Below are 15,589 nucleotides of genomic sequence, written 5' to 3' on the forward strand. Positions count from 1 at the left end.
TCATTCTCATTCAATCTGTTCTTCATTCCGGTAATACGCTTCCTCACTTCATCAGGCATATCCTTGTTTGTTTCCAGTGCCTCTTCCAATTGCTCTTTCAGATCTAAAGGATGATAATCTATGAATGAATAATTGTTTTTTGTACTTAGCAAAAAATCATATAGTACAACCTCAATACCACACAAATAGTCATTCATCATACGGATATACTTGCCATTATGCGTCTTCTTGTCAACTTGCAATATCTTATATTCCAAAAGGTTTTCAGGATTAGTAATACGCCCTTTTCTATAGGTAGCATAAATAGTATAATAGTGCGATACAGATTCTAGTGAAGTGATAACATTATTACTTTCATGTGGATAGTTGTTTGTATATACCGGATATAGTTGATTTGTCATTGAGTTGTAATGATAGATAGTGTCCCTTCTCATTTCACTTCTTATTGTTCGTAAGGCATAAGAATATATGGGTGTATTGGGGTCGATATGTGAAGCCCAGCAAAAAGACGAACTACGTTGTATTATAAAATTTGAGGCAGGTATTGAATCCCTTATATTTCCTTTAAAATCTTGTATCCAGCATACATTCTTTTCATTTTCATAAAGAGTATTTTCTCTTTGGTAATGTGAATAAGGCGTTCCAAAAACAATCACTTCATTTTTTTTTCTATTAGGGAATATTATTCCTCTTGTTGTACATCCCTTGGGAAGATATATAGTTTCTTTTGGAATAAATGTACCATTTAAGTCATAAGAGTATATATGGTCTCTCATCCCTGCCCATATATAGATTCTATTCTCATCTTCATCAATCTTAATTTCTGAAACCGAAAGATATTCACCGGGACCTTGTCCGCGATTGCCGATGTTTCCTAGAAATCTTCCATTTTTTCTTTTGTATAATTTCACGCAATTACCTACATTTATTGTTGCAATATAATTCTTACTTATTGCTACATCGACAATTCTACCAAACGCCTCCTCTGTAGAGTTGTCCAGCTGTACAATCTCCACCGATTCCATAAGTTCTGACAGGTTGACGTCATACTCCCTGTCATCCAATGTAGATACATCAAAAGACAACAGTTCTTCTGAATCCAATGGGACTTCTTTTTCTTTGCTTGAGCAACTGTATAATAACACAGAAGCCAACATAGAGAAGATAAATATGCGTTTGACTCGTTTTTTCATAAGCTGAAAAATTAATGGTTAGATATAAATATTAATTTCTTCTCATAAAGACTCTTCACTCGTTCTTTGAATAGATCAATAAAATATTTTTTTCTCTTCCTTCTTTTAAGTTATCTTCTGATATATCAAGCATTGTCATTTTGATTATGTTTTCTTTAAAATCTTGTACTCTTCTATTTCTTTCCGGATATAAATGCTACTCCATATTTCCCGGTATTGGTTACTTCGTGTAACCCAGAGTTATCATGTACGACGAGAGAAAGCATATTCAGCATTATTTCTGCTACCACATAACCAAACTCTTCATGAATATAAGGAACTACTCCAAAATTTGCATAGGCATATAGTTCAAGTATTTGTTCTACAGAAAGATAACCGGTAAACATGAAATTTATCCAATAAGGATTAATTATTCTTGGCATTCACGGATAATCAAAAAAAATAAACTTATACCCATTTTTCCATCCCATAATCCTAAATCCTTATGGAAAAGTCCACGTAATATACATTGTTCTTGTATACACAATCTATTAATTATTGTAATCATAAATTATGTATTAGTGTTATGTTTATTTTTTTTATAGTTTTTTTATTTTTAAATTTACTAAATTTATATTTATTACAAAGCAAAATAAATTAACATGAGTTCGACGAATTTAGAACAAAGTAAGCTGTGTGTCAATCGTTCGTGAAACATTGATACACAGTTTCTTTGGAAAGCAACAATATGCAGCTAGTGCACCAAATAGGTTGACAATGAAATTATCAAATGTCCTGTGTCTTGAATGTTCTACCTGTGCTATATTTTTAAGTTCGTCATTGATGGTTTCGATAATGGCTCGTTTCCTAAGAAGCAGCTTGTCTGAAACGGACTTCAAAGCTCCTTTCATATTGTTTTTCAGCTTGGTTACAAGTTGTATTACGTCAACGAACAGTCTCTCAAATAGCTATTCTTTATCACCTACAAGTTTCCCATAGTCAAACTCCACAAAAGACTTGTATTCAAGAGTTTTTACGGTCGTCAACTATTTAAAATTTTACAGCTTTCTGACGGAGATTTATTTGTCATCTTCTTTTTCTATCAGATTTATGATTTCGTTAAGTTCGTCTTTCGAAATCTTCTGTTCCTTGGCGAAGAAAGAAACCATTTCCTTGTATGAGTTGGCAAAGTAGTTTTTCACCAGACTGCTTACCGAACTTTTTGTGTATTCTTCCTGTTTCACAAGTGGGGTATATCTGTAAGTGTTTCCGAACTTTTCGGCTTTCAGGTAACCTTTTCTTTTAAGGTTGGTTATTATTGATGCAACAGTGGTATAGGGTGGGAGCGGTTCGTCGTAACATCCCACTACGTCTTTCACATAGCAAGGCCCCAGTTTCCATATAAAGCGCATAGCTTCTTCTTCCTGAAATGTCAGTTTTTCCATATCGTATTAATTTTTCAATTACTAACTTTTCGCAAATCTACGAAATAATCGTAATTATACAAATATTAGAAGGTTAAACATGGTTAATAATTGAACAATTCATGTTGGCAGTTTGGATTGGCGGTATCAATAAAAAAACGACAGCCCATTCGAAATAAAATGAACTGTCGTTTTAGTCAAAATGAACTGTTGTTTTAATACGGGATTTCAGTCGCTGAAATTTTGTCAGAATTTTTTTACTCTGATATGGCAATAAGGCTCTCCTCCTGTTTTGTCGTAATAATGTTGGTGATAGTCCTCAGCCTCCCAAAAATGAGATGCCGGAGTAAGTGTAGTATTGACTTCATATCCTTTGTCGCGCAATATAGCAATAACATTCTGCGCTTGCTCCAGCTGTGAATTGTCAAGATAGAAAATCTCGCTTCTGTATTGAGGGCCTATGTCAGGACCCTGTCCGTCAGTCTGTGCGGGGTCGTGTATTTCAAAAAACAATTTGCACAGGTCTGTGTATGAAATCTTTTCGGCGTCATATTCTACAAGTACAGCTTCGGCATGTCCTGTAGTGTGAGCCTTTACTTCCTGGTATGTAGGGTTTTCCTTGTGTCCGCCTATGTATCCCACAGTGGTGTTTATCACACCGTTTGCCCTTTCCAACTGGTGTTGTACTCCCCAGAAACATCCGCAGGCAAAAATAGCTTTTTCTGTTTTCATGATTTCAGTCAGTTTTATAAATGAATGTGCAAACATACAAAAAGATTTTAACTCTTTCGCTATATATATGTTTATCTGTTACCTTTGCGTTGTAAACTATAGAAAATTCGTGATTATGAAGAAAATATTTATACTCATTTTTATGTCGCTTGGTACTTTATTCCAATTATATTCGCAATCGTACAATGAGGTCGTGGAACGTGCCATGAAGTATGCTTTGAGTGACAGTCTCGTGCAGGCGGAACAACTTTTCCGTGAGGCTTTGAAAATGGATCCGAACAATGCGCGAAATGCTCTTCTTTTTTCCAATCTTGGTACGGTCCTGAAACGCATGGGGCGTACGGATGAGGCTATCGAGGCATATACCATGGCTCTTAACATCACTCCGTATTCCACAGCCATGCTTCTAAACCGTGGTACTTTGTATCTTGATAAAGGATTGGATTCTAAGGCGTACGTAGATTTCTGTAATGTGATAGACCTTATACCGGAAAATGTTGAGGCCCGTCTTTACCGTGCATACATATATATGCAGAGGCGCGAGTATACTGAAGCGCGCATAGACTATAATGTAATTGTTGGCAAGGAGCCGTCGCACAAGGCTGCCAGAATAGGGTTGGCAATGCTTGATCAGCTTGAGGGAAACTTTACCGGAGCACGTGACAAATTGAATTTGCTCATCGGTGAGTTTGCAGATGATGCTTCACTCTTGATAATGAGAGCAAATCTTGATTTGGAAAGAGGATATCCAGAGGCGGCTGTTCTTGATCTGGAAGAAGCGTTGCGTCTCGACCCAAAGGATGCAGAAACAACTGTCCAATTGGGAGATGTTTATCTGTCTCTAAAAAACAAGTCCAAGGCGCTTAAGGCATATGAAAAAGCTATCTCTTTAGGTATACCTCGTTCGGCACTCTTGGAGCAGATTAAGAAATGCAAATAGATTCCATCTGTTGTTTTATTCTATATTTATTTCTTTACGAGTTGTAATATTTCTTTATTGCATTGACGAAATCGCGTCCGTATTTCTTCTTTTTATATTCGCTGAATCCGGAAATGTTGTCCAGATCTTCCAGGTTTTTGGGTTTCTTGTCGCAAAGTGATTGCAGCGTGCTGTCGGACATTACAATATAAGGAGGTATGGCTTCCTGTTCTGCCAGCTTGAGTCTCAACAGACGCAGGGTCTCGAACAGGGAGTCTTCATTTTCCAGATTCCCGTAAGCATTTTTCTTAATCTGTACAGGCGATGTACCGATATTGCTCTTTTTGTATTGTCTGTTGGTGAATTCATCTTCTTTAATGACAACCAGTTCCGCATTCTGTTTTCCGTACAGAACCCTGGCTCCCAGTTCGGTTATTTTCAGATGATTGTTTTCATTGTATGCTATTTCTATGTATCCCATGTTCAGCATTTGCATCAGATAGTTCTGCCAGTGGCGCGAAGGAATATCTCTTCCGGCTCCGAATGTCTTTATCTTGTCGTATTCCTTTTCAGATATTTCTTGTGTAAAGTTACCTCGTAGTATTTCTATAAGTGTTCCTGTGGCTATCTGCTGGTTGGTCCTTGCTATTGCGCTCAGAGCTTTCTGTATTATTATCGTTCCATCGAATCTTTCCGGAGGATTACGGCATACGTCGCAATTGCCGCAGTCGTGATCCATCGTTTCCCCGAAGTAGCTTAGCAGGATTCTTCGGCGGCAGATGTCGGCTTCGGCATACTGCTGCATACGGTTCAGCTTTTCTACGTTTATTTCCTTCTGATTACTTTCTTCGGCAAATTTGGTAAGCTGAATCATGTCTCCAAGCGAATAGAATAACATGGTGTCACTTTTCATACCGTCTCTTCCCGCACGACCTATTTCCTGATAGAAGCTCTCTATACTTTTAGGCAGATTGTAATGTATCACCCATCTTACGTTCGACTTGTCTATTCCCATTCCGAAAGCAACGGTGGCACACACTATCTGTACACGATCATTGATGAAATCGTCCTGTGTCTGTTCGCGTTCGGAATTTGACAGTCCTGCATGATATACTGCCGTGTCGAAGCCTTCGTCGTAAAGCAGTTCTGCAACTTTCTCTGTAGTCTTTCTGCTCATGCAGTATATGATTCCGCTTTCGTTGCCATGCTTCTCTATGAATCTTTTTATTATTCTGATTTTTTCTTTCTGCTGGTAGCCTTTCTTTACGTCAAGACTCAGGTTAGGACGGTCGAACGAGGAAATGAATACTTCCGGTTCGTTCATTTTCAGTTGTTTTACTATGTCCTGACGTGTGATTTTGTCAGCGGTGGCAGTCAGTGCCACTATTGGAACTCGGTGGAACTGTTTTCTAAGTATCTCCAGCTGTGTATACTCAGGGCGGAAATCATGTCCCCATTGCGAAATGCAGTGTGCTTCGTCTATTGCAAAAAGGGAAATCTTAATGTCTCTAAGCAGATAGTTGGTTTCTGATATAAGTCTTTCGGGAGATATATAGAGCAGTTTGACTTTTCCCTGCAGGCACTCCATGCGTACGCTTGTATTTTCCGTATCAGTGTTCATACTGTTCAGTGCGCGTGCGGCTATACCGTTGGCCTGCAATGCTTCCACCTGGTCTTTCATGAGTGAAATCAGTGGTGAAACTACTATAGCTGTACCTTCCATCATGAGTGCCGGAATCTGGTAGCATAAGGATTTGCCTCCACCTGTAGGCATAAGAACCAGGGTATCTTTTTTATTCAGTATATTTGTGATTATTTCTTTCTGTTGAGGACGGAACTCTGTATATCCGAAATATTTTTTGAGAATGTCAAGCATCTGGTAAGTCTGTTTTTAGCGAGTACAAAGATAATATTCAATATTGATACATTCGAAAAAAGTTGACAAAGATTTTGCAGTCTAAAAAAAAACTTACAAATTTGTATTGTAAAAATAGTAAACTAGGACTAAAAACGTATCAGCACAAATGGAAAATAATCATGAAGTAATCAATAATGAAAATGCTGGACAGGTTAAAATGCCATATAATCTGAGGGAAAAGAAAATAAAATCAGCACCTTATCGTGACCTTATTAGGACTGAACTTGCTGATGAGCTTTACGAAAGGATATATGAACTTGTCGTAACCCAAAAAAGATACAAACAGCCTAATTTTTCGGCCAGTGATTTGGCAAAGATCTTAAAGACCAACACAAGGTATCTTTCTGCTGTGGTCAACTCCAAGTATAAGATGAATTTTTCCTGTTTGCTTAATGAATATAGAATAAGGGATGCAAAACGTATGCTTGCAGACAAAAGGTATGCGGGAAAGAATATAGAGGAGATAAGTGCCATGTCGGGTTTTGCCAACCGTCAGTCTTTTTATGCTGCATTTTATAGAATTGTAGGTATTACTCCTAACGAATACAGAAAAAATCATGAAAATGTCTGAAGATAATTTTAATTATTCAGTAGAACAATTTGCAGACCTGCAGATTTTACGATATAAAGTACATGGTTTCGAGTCTTTGACATTAAACCAGAAAAAACTTTTATATTATCTGTCCGAAGCAGCTTTAAACGGACGTGATATACTGTTCGACCAGAACGGAAAATATAATCTGAAAATACGCCGTCTGCTGGAAGCTGTTTATAAACATTATGACGGTGATCGTTTGGATACAGAGTTTCAAGCGTTTGAAGTATACCTCAAGCGAGTGTGGTTTGCTAGCGGAATACACCATCATTATTCCACAGATAAGTTCATACCTGGATTTTCTGTAGATTTTCTTCGTGATGCAGTAATGTCGCTTGATAAGTCGTTGTTGCCGTTAAAGGATGGGCAAACTGTGGTTGGATTATGTAACGAATTATTCCCTGTAATTTTTGACCCTGCCATAATGCCTAAGCGAGTCAATCAGGCTGATGGTGAGGACCTGTTGCTTACGTCAGCTTCGAATTATTATGTAGGTGTCACACAGCAGGAGGCTGAGGACTTTTATGCTGCCATGAAATCGCCGGATGACGAAACTCCTGTGATGTACGGAATGAACAGCCGTCTGGAAAAGAAAAATGGCGTGATAACCGAAGTGGTCTGGAAACTTGACGGTGAATATGGTAATGCCATTCGTAAAATTGTTTATTGGCTTGAAAAGGCTATGGATGTGGCAGAAAATGAACATCAGAAAGAGGTGATACGTCTGCTCATAGAATTTTACCGTACTGGAGATTTGAAAATATTTGACGATTATTCCATTTGTTGGCTTAAAGATACAGAGTCGCATATTGACTTTGTAAATGGATTTATAGAAAGCTATGGCGATCCGCTCGGAATGAAAGCCAGCTGGGAGTCAATAGTAAACTTTAAAGATCTTGAGGCTACTCACCGCACAGAGGTGTTGAGCTGTAATGCCCAGTGGTTTGAGGACCATTCGCCTGTATCTTCACAATTCAAGAAGTCTGAGGTGAAGGGTGTATCAGCAAAAGTTATTACTGCCGCCATACTTGCGGGCGATCTTTATCCTGCCAGTGCAATAGGTATCAATCTGCCTAACTCAAACTGGATTCGCAGTGTTCACGGTTCCAAGTCTGTTACAATCGGTAACCTTACTGACGCATATAACAAGGCTGCCAGAGGTAACGGTTTCAGAGATGAGTTTGTGTATAGTGAATATGAAAAGCAGCTGCTGGACAAGTATGCTGATATAACAGGTGACCTTCATACCGACTTGCATGAATGTCTTGGTCACGGTTCCGGCAAACTCCTTCCTGGAGTTGATCCTGATGCTTTAAAGGCGTACGGTGCTACAATAGAAGAGGCACGTGCCGATTTGTTCGGACTTTATTACATACCGGATGCAAAAATGGTGGAACTTGGGCTTACTCCGGACAGTGAGGCTTATAAGGCAGAGTACTACTCGTATATGATGAACGGATTGCTGACACAACTTGTCAGAATAGAGCCGGGATGCTGTATTGAAGAATCGCACATGCGTAACCGTCAGCTTATTGCCGCATGGGCTTTGGAACATGGAGCGGCAGAGGGTGTGGTGCAGCTGGTGAAAAATGATTCCAAAACATTCGTGGTAATCAACGATTATGAAAAATTACGTTCTCTATTCGGAGTGTTGCTTGCCGAAATCCAGAGAATAAAGAGTGAGGGTGATTATGAAGCGGCACGCGAGCTGGTAGAGAAGTATGCCGTGAAGGTTAATCCGGCATTACATTCCGAGATTCTTGAAAGATATAAGGCTCTAAATCTGGCACCTTACAAAGGATTCATAAATCCTGTATATACTGCATTGACAGACAATGAGAATAATATTATAGATGTAAAAATAGACTATACCGAAGGTTATGCGGAACAGATGCTTCGCTATAGCCTTGACTATTCTAATCTTTGAATTGATATCATGAACGACGTACAAGAAACAATAAAAGATATAAAATCGAAGTTCCGTTTGTATATGAATGGTGTAATCTCACAGAGTATGCGCGAAAAGGGGATGGACTATAAACTGAATTTCGGTATCGAATATTCCCGTATCAAGGAAATTGCTGCTGGATATGAGAAAAGTCACGAATTGGCTCAGGCTTTGTGGAAAGAGAATATCCGTGAGTGCAAGATAATGGCTACACTGCTTCAGCCTGTCGATTCTTTCTATAAGGATATAGCCGAAATATGGATTGAGGACATGAAATATCCTGAATTGGCAGAATACACCGTTATGAATATATTGCAGAATGTGGATTATGCTTCGGATGTAGTGTTCAAATGGATTGCGGACGAACGTCTTTATTTCCAGTTCTGCGGATATATGCTGATGACTCGCCTTCTTATGAAGGGCATGAAGTTGAACGAACGTGCCGAGGCGGAGTTTTTGGATCAGGCATTCACTGAAATCGAAGGTGGAGAACCTATGGTGAAGAAGGCTGCTGCCACAGCACTGAAGAAGTTTGCCACACAGTCAAAAGAGAATGCCAAAATGGTGGGCAGACAGTTGGGCCTTTTAAGCAAAACAGCCAATCCGGAACTGAAACTTTATATCGATGAAATAAAATATGATATAGAATATTGTCAATAGTTTCTTGGATTGAGTAAATTATATTAACTTTGACGGCTGAAGATATTTTTTAATGGCAGATAAGATAAAAGATACGGTAAAACAGGTGCTTACAGAGTACTTACAGAAGAACGGACATCGTAAGACGCCCGAGCGTTATGCTATACTTGATTCCATATATTCTATAAAGGGACATTTCAATATAGAAACCTTGCTTCAGTATATGGAAGAGAAAGAAAAATTCCGTGTCAGCCGTGCTACCTTGTATAACACTATAATTCTTTTGATAGATGCCGGTCTGGTAATCAAACATCAATTCGGAAATACTTCACAATATGAGAGGTCGTATAATAATGAAACACATCATCATACGATATGTACTGCATGTGGAAAGGTTTCTGAGTTTGAGGATGAGAATTTGAAACAGGCCATAGTACAAAGTAAATTAAAAGGTTTTCAGGCTTCGCATTATTCATTATATATATACGGACTATGTAGTAAGTGTGTGGCCAAACGAAAAAGGAATAAATAAAAAACTATTTTAAATATAAGAATCATGAAAGTAGATGTCTTGTTAGGTTTACAGTGGGGCGACGAAGGTAAAGGTAAAGTTGTCGATGTTTTGACTCCACGCTATGATGTAGTTGCGCGTTTTCAGGGTGGCCCTAACGCAGGTCATACTTTGGAATTCGAAGGACAGAAATATGTTCTCCGTTCTATTCCGTCAGGAATTTTCCAGGGTGACAAAGTAAATATTATCGGTAATGGTGTAGTGCTTGACCCGGCATTGTTCAAGGCAGAGGCCGAGGCTCTTGAGGCAAGCGGACATCCTTTGAAGGAACGTTTGCACATTTCTAAGAAAGCACATCTTATATTGCCTACACACCGTATTCTTGATGCAGCATACGAAGCAGCAAAGGGAGCTTCAAAAGTTGGTACTACCGGTAAGGGTATCGGTCCTACATATACAGACAAAGTCAGCCGTAACGGTTTGCGTGTAGGTGACATATTGAACAACTTCGAAGCTAAATACGCCGCTGCAAAAGCTCGTCACGAACAGATCTTGAAAAGTTTGAACTATGAATATGATATCACTGAACTTGAAAAACAGTGGATGGAAGGTATCGAATATCTCCGTCAGTTCAACCTTGTAGATAGCGAACACGAAATAAACAATCTTCTTAAAGAAGGTAAGAGCGTTCTTTGCGAAGGTGCTCAGGGAACAATGCTTGACGTTGACTTCGGTTCTTATCCTTTCGTAACTTCTTCAAACACTATTTGTGCAGGTGCTTGTACTGGTCTTGGTCTTGGCCCTAACAAAATAGGCGAGGTTTACGGTATCATGAAAGCTTACTGTACACGTGTTGGTTCAGGTCCTTTCCCAACTGAATTGTTCGATGAAACAGGAAAGAAAATCCGTGATCTTGGTCATGAATACGGAGCTGTTACTGGTCGTGAACGCCGTTGCGGATGGGTTGACCTTGTAGCTTTGCGTTACTCTATCATGATTAACGGTGTTACTAAGCTTATTCTTATGAAGAGCGACGTTCTTGACGGTTTCGAAACAATCAAGGCTTGCGTTGCTTATAAGGTAAACGGCGAGGAAATAGATTACTTCCCATTCGATATCAACGAAGGTGTAGAACCTGTTTACGTAGAAATGCCGGGATGGAAGACTGATATGACTAAGATGACTAGCGAAGATGAATTCCCTGAAGAATTCAATGCTTACATCTCATTCCTTGAAGAACAACTTGGTACTCCAATCAAGATTGTTTCTGTAGGTCCTGACCGTGCACAGACAATTGAAAGATATACTGAAGAATAATCTTTCGGGATTATAATATATTTGGCTGCTGGTTTTCATGATTTGAATGAAAATCAGCAGCTTTTGTTTTTTCGTAAGCAAAAGTGTTTATTTATTGAATAAATATTTGTGAATAATATCTGTTTGCTTTTATTTTGAAAGAATTAAGCTTTAAATTTTTGCAATTGTTTATTTTAATATATATTTGTGGAAACAAATTATTAATTACTATCTCTCTCTTAAATTTAATCCTTCAGTTGGGAGGCGTTCTCTGTGATTGAGGGCGTCTCTTATTTTGGGCTTTCATTATAAAATCTTGTTAACCGATAATTCCTATTTAATGTAAAAATACTAACTTTGCCGACACTTTGTAAATCAATATGTAGAGAATGATTTCAGTAGAAGGATTAAAAGTTGAGTTTGGAGTTACTCCTCTGTTTGAGGATGTATCATACGTGATAAATAAGAAGGACCGTATAGCACTTGTCGGTAAGAATGGCGCCGGTAAATCTACCATGCTAAAGATTCTTGCAGGCCTGCAATCCCCAACTGATGGAGTAGTGGCGGTTCAGCGTGGAGTTACAATAGGGTATCTGCCTCAGGTAATGATACTGAGTGATACCAGAACTGTTATGGCTGAGGCTGAAATGGCCTTCGAGCATATTTTTGAATTGCAGGACAGTATCTCCAGAATGAATCAGGAATTGGCGGACAGAACAGACTACGATTCTGAAAGTTATCACGAACTGATAGACCGCTTCACTCATGAGAACGAGAGGTTCATGATGATGGGCGGAACAAATTATAAGGCAGAGATAGAACGTACGCTTACGGGATTGGGATTTTCAAGAAGCGATTTTGACAGACCTACATCCGAATTCAGCGGTGGCTGGAGAATGCGTATTGAACTTGCAAAACTCTTGTTACGTCGTCCTGACGTTCTTTTGCTCGACGAGCCTACAAACCATCTTGACATAGAGAGTATACAGTGGCTTGAAAACTTCCTGAAGATGAGTCCCGGAGCTGTGGTACTTGTCAGCCACGACCGTGCCTTCATCAATAATGTTACGAACAGAACTATAGAAATTTCATGCGGACATATATATGATTATAAGGTCCCGTACGACGAGTTTGTGGTGTTGCGTAAGGAACGCCGCGAGCAGCAGCTTCGTGCATACGAAAACCAGCAGAAGGAAATAAAGGATACAGAAGAGTTTATCGAACGTTTCAGATACAAGGCTACGAAGGCTGTTCAGGTGCAGAGCCGTATTAAGCAGCTTGAAAAGATTGTTCCTATAGAGATAGACGATGAGGATACCTCTTCTTTGCGACTGAAATTCCCACCTGCTATCCGTTCGGGAAACTATCCTGTGATATGCGAGAATGTAAAGAAGGCATACGGTGACCACGTTGTGTTCCATGATGTCACTCTTACAATAAACAGAGGTGAGAAGGTAGCTTTCGTTGGAAAGAACGGTGAAGGTAAATCTACACTAGTCAAGTGTATTATGGATCAGATTCCGTACGAGGGAAAACTTGTTATAGGACATAACGTACAGATAGGATATTTCGCACAGAATCAGGCACAGCTCCTTGATGAGAATGTAACAGTATTCGACACAATAGACCGTGTGGCAAAAGGTGATATCCGTCTGAAGATACGTGATATTCTTGGGGCTTTCATGTTCGGAGGTGAGGCTTCAGAAAAGAAGGTAAAAGTCCTTTCAGGAGGAGAACGCAGCCGTCTGGCAATGATAAAGCTTCTGCTTGAACCAGTGAACTTTCTTATACTTGACGAGCCTACCAACCATTTGGATATGCGTTCTAAAGATGTCTTGAAAGAGGCTATCAAAGAGTTTGACGGAACGGTAATTGTCGTATCCCACGACCGTGAGTTCCTGGACGGACTTGTAACCAAGGTATATGAGTTTGGTGGTGGAGTAGTGAAAGAGCATATCGGAGGTATATACGATTTCCTTCAGAAAAAGAAAATGGAAAGTCTGAATGAACTTCATCTGTCGCAGTCGCCTACAGCTTCTTCACAGAAAAAAGATGTGCAACAGCCGGCACAGTCGGAAAGTAAGCTTTCTTACGAAGCCCAAAAGGAACTGAACAAGAAAATCAGAAAACTGGAAAAACAGGCTGCCGACTGTGAAGACAGAATTTCCAAAATAGAAACTCAAATATCGCAACTGGAAGAAAAGATGGCTACTCCTGAGGGAGCATCCGACATGAAACTCTATGAACAGCATCAGGATTTGAAAAACCAGATTTCCCAGATTGAGGAAGAGTGGGAGACGGCACTGATGGAAATAGATGAACTTAAAACAGAACTATAACTAAATATTAATTTATGAAAACTAAACATTGTATTGCTTTTGCAGCATTGGCTGTAGCCGCACTGTCCGGATGTGCAGGCCAGAAGGAAGCAAAGGTGAGCACAGGAATAAACCTTGCCAACCTTGACACAACAGCAGTTCCGGGAAATGATTTCTTCCGTTTTGCTTGTGGCGGTTTTAATGATTCACATCCGCTTACAGCTGAATACTCACGCTATGGAGCATTCGAAATGCTTATGGAAGACAACCAGAAGCAGTTGAAGGAAATGATTGAAGGATTTGCTTCAAAGGAAAATCAGGCTGGAAGCCAGGGACAGAAAATCGGAGACTTGTATAATCTGGCAATGGACAGCGTAAAGCTTAATGCTGATGGTATAGCTCCAATCAAACCTATGCTTGACAGAATAGCTGCAATATCTGACAAGAACCAGATTATGCAGGTTAAGGCTGAAATGTTCAACAACGGTATAGGTACATATTTCAGCAACTATGTATATGGTGATCCAAAGAACAGTACTTTGAATATCTTCCAGATTGCCCAGGGAGGTATTAACCTTGGAGAAAAGGAATACTATCTTGATACAGACGAAAGTACAACCGCTATCCGTGAACAGTACAAACTGTATATCACTAAGCTTTTCACATTGGCTGGTTTCTCAGAAGATGAGGCTAAACAGAAAATGGCTGATGTGATGGAAGTTGAAACAGCTATTGCAAAGGCTTCTTACAGCGCAGTAGAACGTCGTAATCCTGAAGCCAACTATCATAAAATGTCATACGATGACTTGAAGAAGACTTTCCCTGGAATTGATTGGGATGCTTATCTCAAGGCTTTGGGAGTAGAAGGTGTGACAGAACTCAACGTAGAGCAGATTGAGCCTATCAAGGAAGTGGAAAATCTTATCAATACTTTGCCTCTTTCACGTCATATCTCTTATCTGCAGTACAATCTTCTTGATGCTGCAGCAAATTATCTGAGCGATGATTTTGTAGCTGCAAGATTTGATTTCTACGGTAAGGTATTGTCTGGCCGTCAGGCGAACCAGCCACGCTGGAAACGTGCAGTTAATGCCGTTAACGGAATGTTGGGCGAGATCGTAGGTCAGATGTATGTAGAGAAATATTTCCCGGCAGCTGCCAAAGAACGTATGGTGGCATTGGTTAAGAACCTTCAGTCAGCTCTTGGCGAACGTATCCAGGCACAGGAATGGATGAGCGACAGCACTAAGGTAAGAGCTATGGAGAAACTTTCTACATTCCACGTAAAAGTAGGTTATCCTGACAAATGGAAAGACTATTCTGACCTTAACATCGAGAAAGATTCATACTGGGCAAATGTATGCCGTGCTGCACAGTGGGGCACAAAAGACATGTTAAGCCGTATCGGAAAACCTGTTGACAAGGATGAATGGTTGATGAGTCCTCAGACTGTAAATGCATATTACAATCCTCAGACTAACGAAATCTGTTTCCCTGCCGCAATTCTTCAGTATCCGTTCTTTGACATGAATGCTGACGATGCTTTCAACTATGGAGCTATCGGTGTGGTAATCGGTCATGAAATGACACACGGATTCGATGATCAGGGACGCCAGTACGACAAGGACGGTAACTTGAAAGACTGGTGGGCTGAAGGTGACGGTGACCGTTTCAACGAGCGTACAAAAGTAATGGTTGACTTTTTCAACAACATTGAAGTTCTTCCGGGATTGAAGGCTAACGGACAGTTGACTTTGGGTGAAAACATAGCAGACCACGGAGGTTTGAATGTTTCTTATCTAGCATATAAGAATGCAACAAAGAACAATCCTCTTCCTGAAGAAGACGGATTTACTGCTGACCAGCGTTTCTTCATCGCATACGCTACACTTTGGGCCGGTAATATCCGCGAAGAGGAAATCCGCTCACGTACTAAGTCAGATCCTCACTCACTTGGAGAATGGCGTGTGAACGGTGCTCTTCCACATGTTGATGCATGGTACGAAGCATTCGGTATCACTGAAAAAGATTCAATGTATCTTGCACCTGAAAACCGTTGTAGAGTTTGGTAATTCTTATTGAAGAATTAAGATAAAAATAAGCCGTTTGTAGTTTGA

At 39.8% G+C, this 15,589-nt stretch carries 13 protein-coding genes and 1 pseudogene; 8 read left to right on the top strand and 6 right to left on the bottom strand.

Annotation, left to right across the window (positions count from 1 at the left end):
- The 5 genes and pseudogenes from Q0486_RS13165 to msrA form a co-directional block, all read right to left on the bottom strand.
- On the bottom strand, window positions 1-1,193 hold a 1,193-nt coding region (locus Q0486_RS13165; RefSeq protein ID WP_299234215.1), incomplete at its 3' end, for a 6-bladed beta-propeller.
- Between the two features lie 173 nt (window positions 1,194-1,366).
- Entirely contained in the window at window positions 1,367-1,615 is a 249-nt protein-coding gene (locus Q0486_RS13170) for a glycosyltransferase (RefSeq protein WP_299234218.1), read from the bottom strand.
- A gap of 234 nt (window positions 1,616-1,849) precedes the next feature.
- Window positions 1,850-2,146: pseudogene (locus tag Q0486_RS13175) on the bottom strand (transposase); the annotation flags it as partial.
- 105 nt (window positions 2,147-2,251) lie between these two features.
- Complete coding sequence (locus Q0486_RS13180; protein WP_299234221.1) at window positions 2,252-2,617, bottom strand: BlaI/MecI/CopY family transcriptional regulator; 366 nt, start codon at window positions 2,615-2,617, stop codon at window positions 2,252-2,254.
- Window positions 2,618-2,842: 225 nt separating this feature from the next.
- A complete protein-coding gene (gene msrA / locus Q0486_RS13185; protein WP_299234224.1) occupies window positions 2,843-3,328 on the bottom strand; it encodes a peptide-methionine (S)-S-oxide reductase MsrA in 486 nt (161 codons plus the stop codon).
- 115 nt (window positions 3,329-3,443) lie between these two features.
- On the opposite strand from msrA, the gene Q0486_RS13190 reads away from it, so the two are divergent.
- Window positions 3,444-4,268, top strand: a complete 825-nt coding sequence (locus tag Q0486_RS13190; RefSeq protein ID WP_299234227.1) for a tetratricopeptide repeat protein — start codon at window positions 3,444-3,446, stop codon at window positions 4,266-4,268.
- 34 nt (window positions 4,269-4,302) lie between these two features.
- Here Q0486_RS13190 and recQ read toward each other — a convergent pair whose 3' ends face one another.
- The gene (recQ, locus tag Q0486_RS13195) at window positions 4,303-6,123 is read right to left on the bottom strand and encodes a DNA helicase RecQ (protein ID WP_299234230.1); all 1,821 of its coding nucleotides are present in this window, start codon (window positions 6,121-6,123) and stop codon (window positions 4,303-4,305) included.
- Between the two features lie 148 nt (window positions 6,124-6,271).
- On the opposite strand from recQ, the gene Q0486_RS13200 reads away from it, so the two are divergent.
- The 7 genes from Q0486_RS13200 (at window position 6,272) to Q0486_RS13230 (ending at window position 15,544) form a co-directional block, all read left to right on the top strand.
- A complete protein-coding gene (locus Q0486_RS13200; RefSeq protein WP_299234233.1) occupies window positions 6,272-6,736 on the top strand; it encodes a helix-turn-helix domain-containing protein in 465 nt (154 codons plus the stop codon).
- Window positions 6,723-8,687, top strand: a complete 1,965-nt coding sequence (locus Q0486_RS13205; RefSeq protein WP_299234236.1) for a dihydrofolate reductase — start codon at window positions 6,723-6,725, stop codon at window positions 8,685-8,687. Before Q0486_RS13200 ends, Q0486_RS13205 begins: the two co-directional genes overlap by 14 nt.
- A gap of 9 nt (window positions 8,688-8,696) precedes the next feature.
- Window positions 8,697-9,368: a DNA alkylation repair protein gene (locus Q0486_RS13210; protein ID WP_299234239.1), complete on the top strand. Its 672-nt coding sequence runs from the start codon at window positions 8,697-8,699 to the stop codon at window positions 9,366-9,368.
- 52 nt (window positions 9,369-9,420) lie between these two features.
- On the top strand, window positions 9,421-9,879 hold the full coding sequence (locus tag Q0486_RS13215; protein WP_299234242.1) for a Fur family transcriptional regulator: 459 nt from the start codon (window positions 9,421-9,423) through the stop codon (window positions 9,877-9,879).
- A 24-nt stretch (window positions 9,880-9,903) separates the two neighbouring features.
- Complete coding sequence (locus tag Q0486_RS13220) at window positions 9,904-11,175, top strand: adenylosuccinate synthase (protein WP_154043968.1); 1,272 nt, start codon at window positions 9,904-9,906, stop codon at window positions 11,173-11,175.
- Window positions 11,176-11,543: 368 nt separating this feature from the next.
- Window positions 11,544-13,493, top strand: coding sequence for an ABC-F family ATP-binding cassette domain-containing protein (locus Q0486_RS13225; RefSeq protein ID WP_299234246.1), 1,950 nt, complete (start codon window positions 11,544-11,546; stop codon window positions 13,491-13,493).
- A gap of 14 nt (window positions 13,494-13,507) precedes the next feature.
- Window positions 13,508-15,544, top strand: a complete 2,037-nt coding sequence (locus Q0486_RS13230) for a M13 family metallopeptidase (RefSeq protein WP_299234248.1) — start codon at window positions 13,508-13,510, stop codon at window positions 15,542-15,544.
- Window positions 15,545-15,589 lie beyond the last annotated feature (45 nt).

This window comes from uncultured Bacteroides sp. (genome assembly GCF_937912035.1).
GTDB lineage: Bacteria > Bacteroidota > Bacteroidia > Bacteroidales > Bacteroidaceae > Phocaeicola.

Bases quoted from the DNA above. Each gene is read 5' to 3' on its own strand.
- Q0486_RS13170 (WP_299234218.1), bottom strand. From the start codon at position 1,615: ATGCCAAGAATAATTAATCCTTATTGGATAAATTTCATGTTTACCGGT.
- Q0486_RS13180 (WP_299234221.1), bottom strand. From the start codon at position 2,617: ATGGAAAAACTGACATTTCAGGAAGAAGAAGCTATGCGCTTTATATGG.
- msrA (WP_299234224.1), bottom strand. From the start codon at position 3,328: ATGAAAACAGAAAAAGCTATTTTTGCCTGCGGATGTTTCTGGGGAGTA.
- Q0486_RS13190 (WP_299234227.1), top strand. From the start codon at position 3,444: ATGAAGAAAATATTTATACTCATTTTTATGTCGCTTGGTACTTTATTC.
- recQ (WP_299234230.1), bottom strand. From the start codon at position 6,123: ATGCTTGACATTCTCAAAAAATATTTCGGATATACAGAGTTCCGTCCT.
- Q0486_RS13200 (WP_299234233.1), top strand. From the start codon at position 6,272: ATGGAAAATAATCATGAAGTAATCAATAATGAAAATGCTGGACAGGTT.
- Q0486_RS13205 (WP_299234236.1), top strand. From the start codon at position 6,723: ATGAAAATGTCTGAAGATAATTTTAATTATTCAGTAGAACAATTTGCA.
- Q0486_RS13210 (WP_299234239.1), top strand. From the start codon at position 8,697: ATGAACGACGTACAAGAAACAATAAAAGATATAAAATCGAAGTTCCGT.
- Q0486_RS13215 (WP_299234242.1), top strand. From the start codon at position 9,421: ATGGCAGATAAGATAAAAGATACGGTAAAACAGGTGCTTACAGAGTAC.
- Q0486_RS13220 (WP_154043968.1), top strand. From the start codon at position 9,904: ATGAAAGTAGATGTCTTGTTAGGTTTACAGTGGGGCGACGAAGGTAAA.
- Q0486_RS13225 (WP_299234246.1), top strand. From the start codon at position 11,544: ATGATTTCAGTAGAAGGATTAAAAGTTGAGTTTGGAGTTACTCCTCTG.
- Q0486_RS13230 (WP_299234248.1), top strand. From the start codon at position 13,508: ATGAAAACTAAACATTGTATTGCTTTTGCAGCATTGGCTGTAGCCGCA.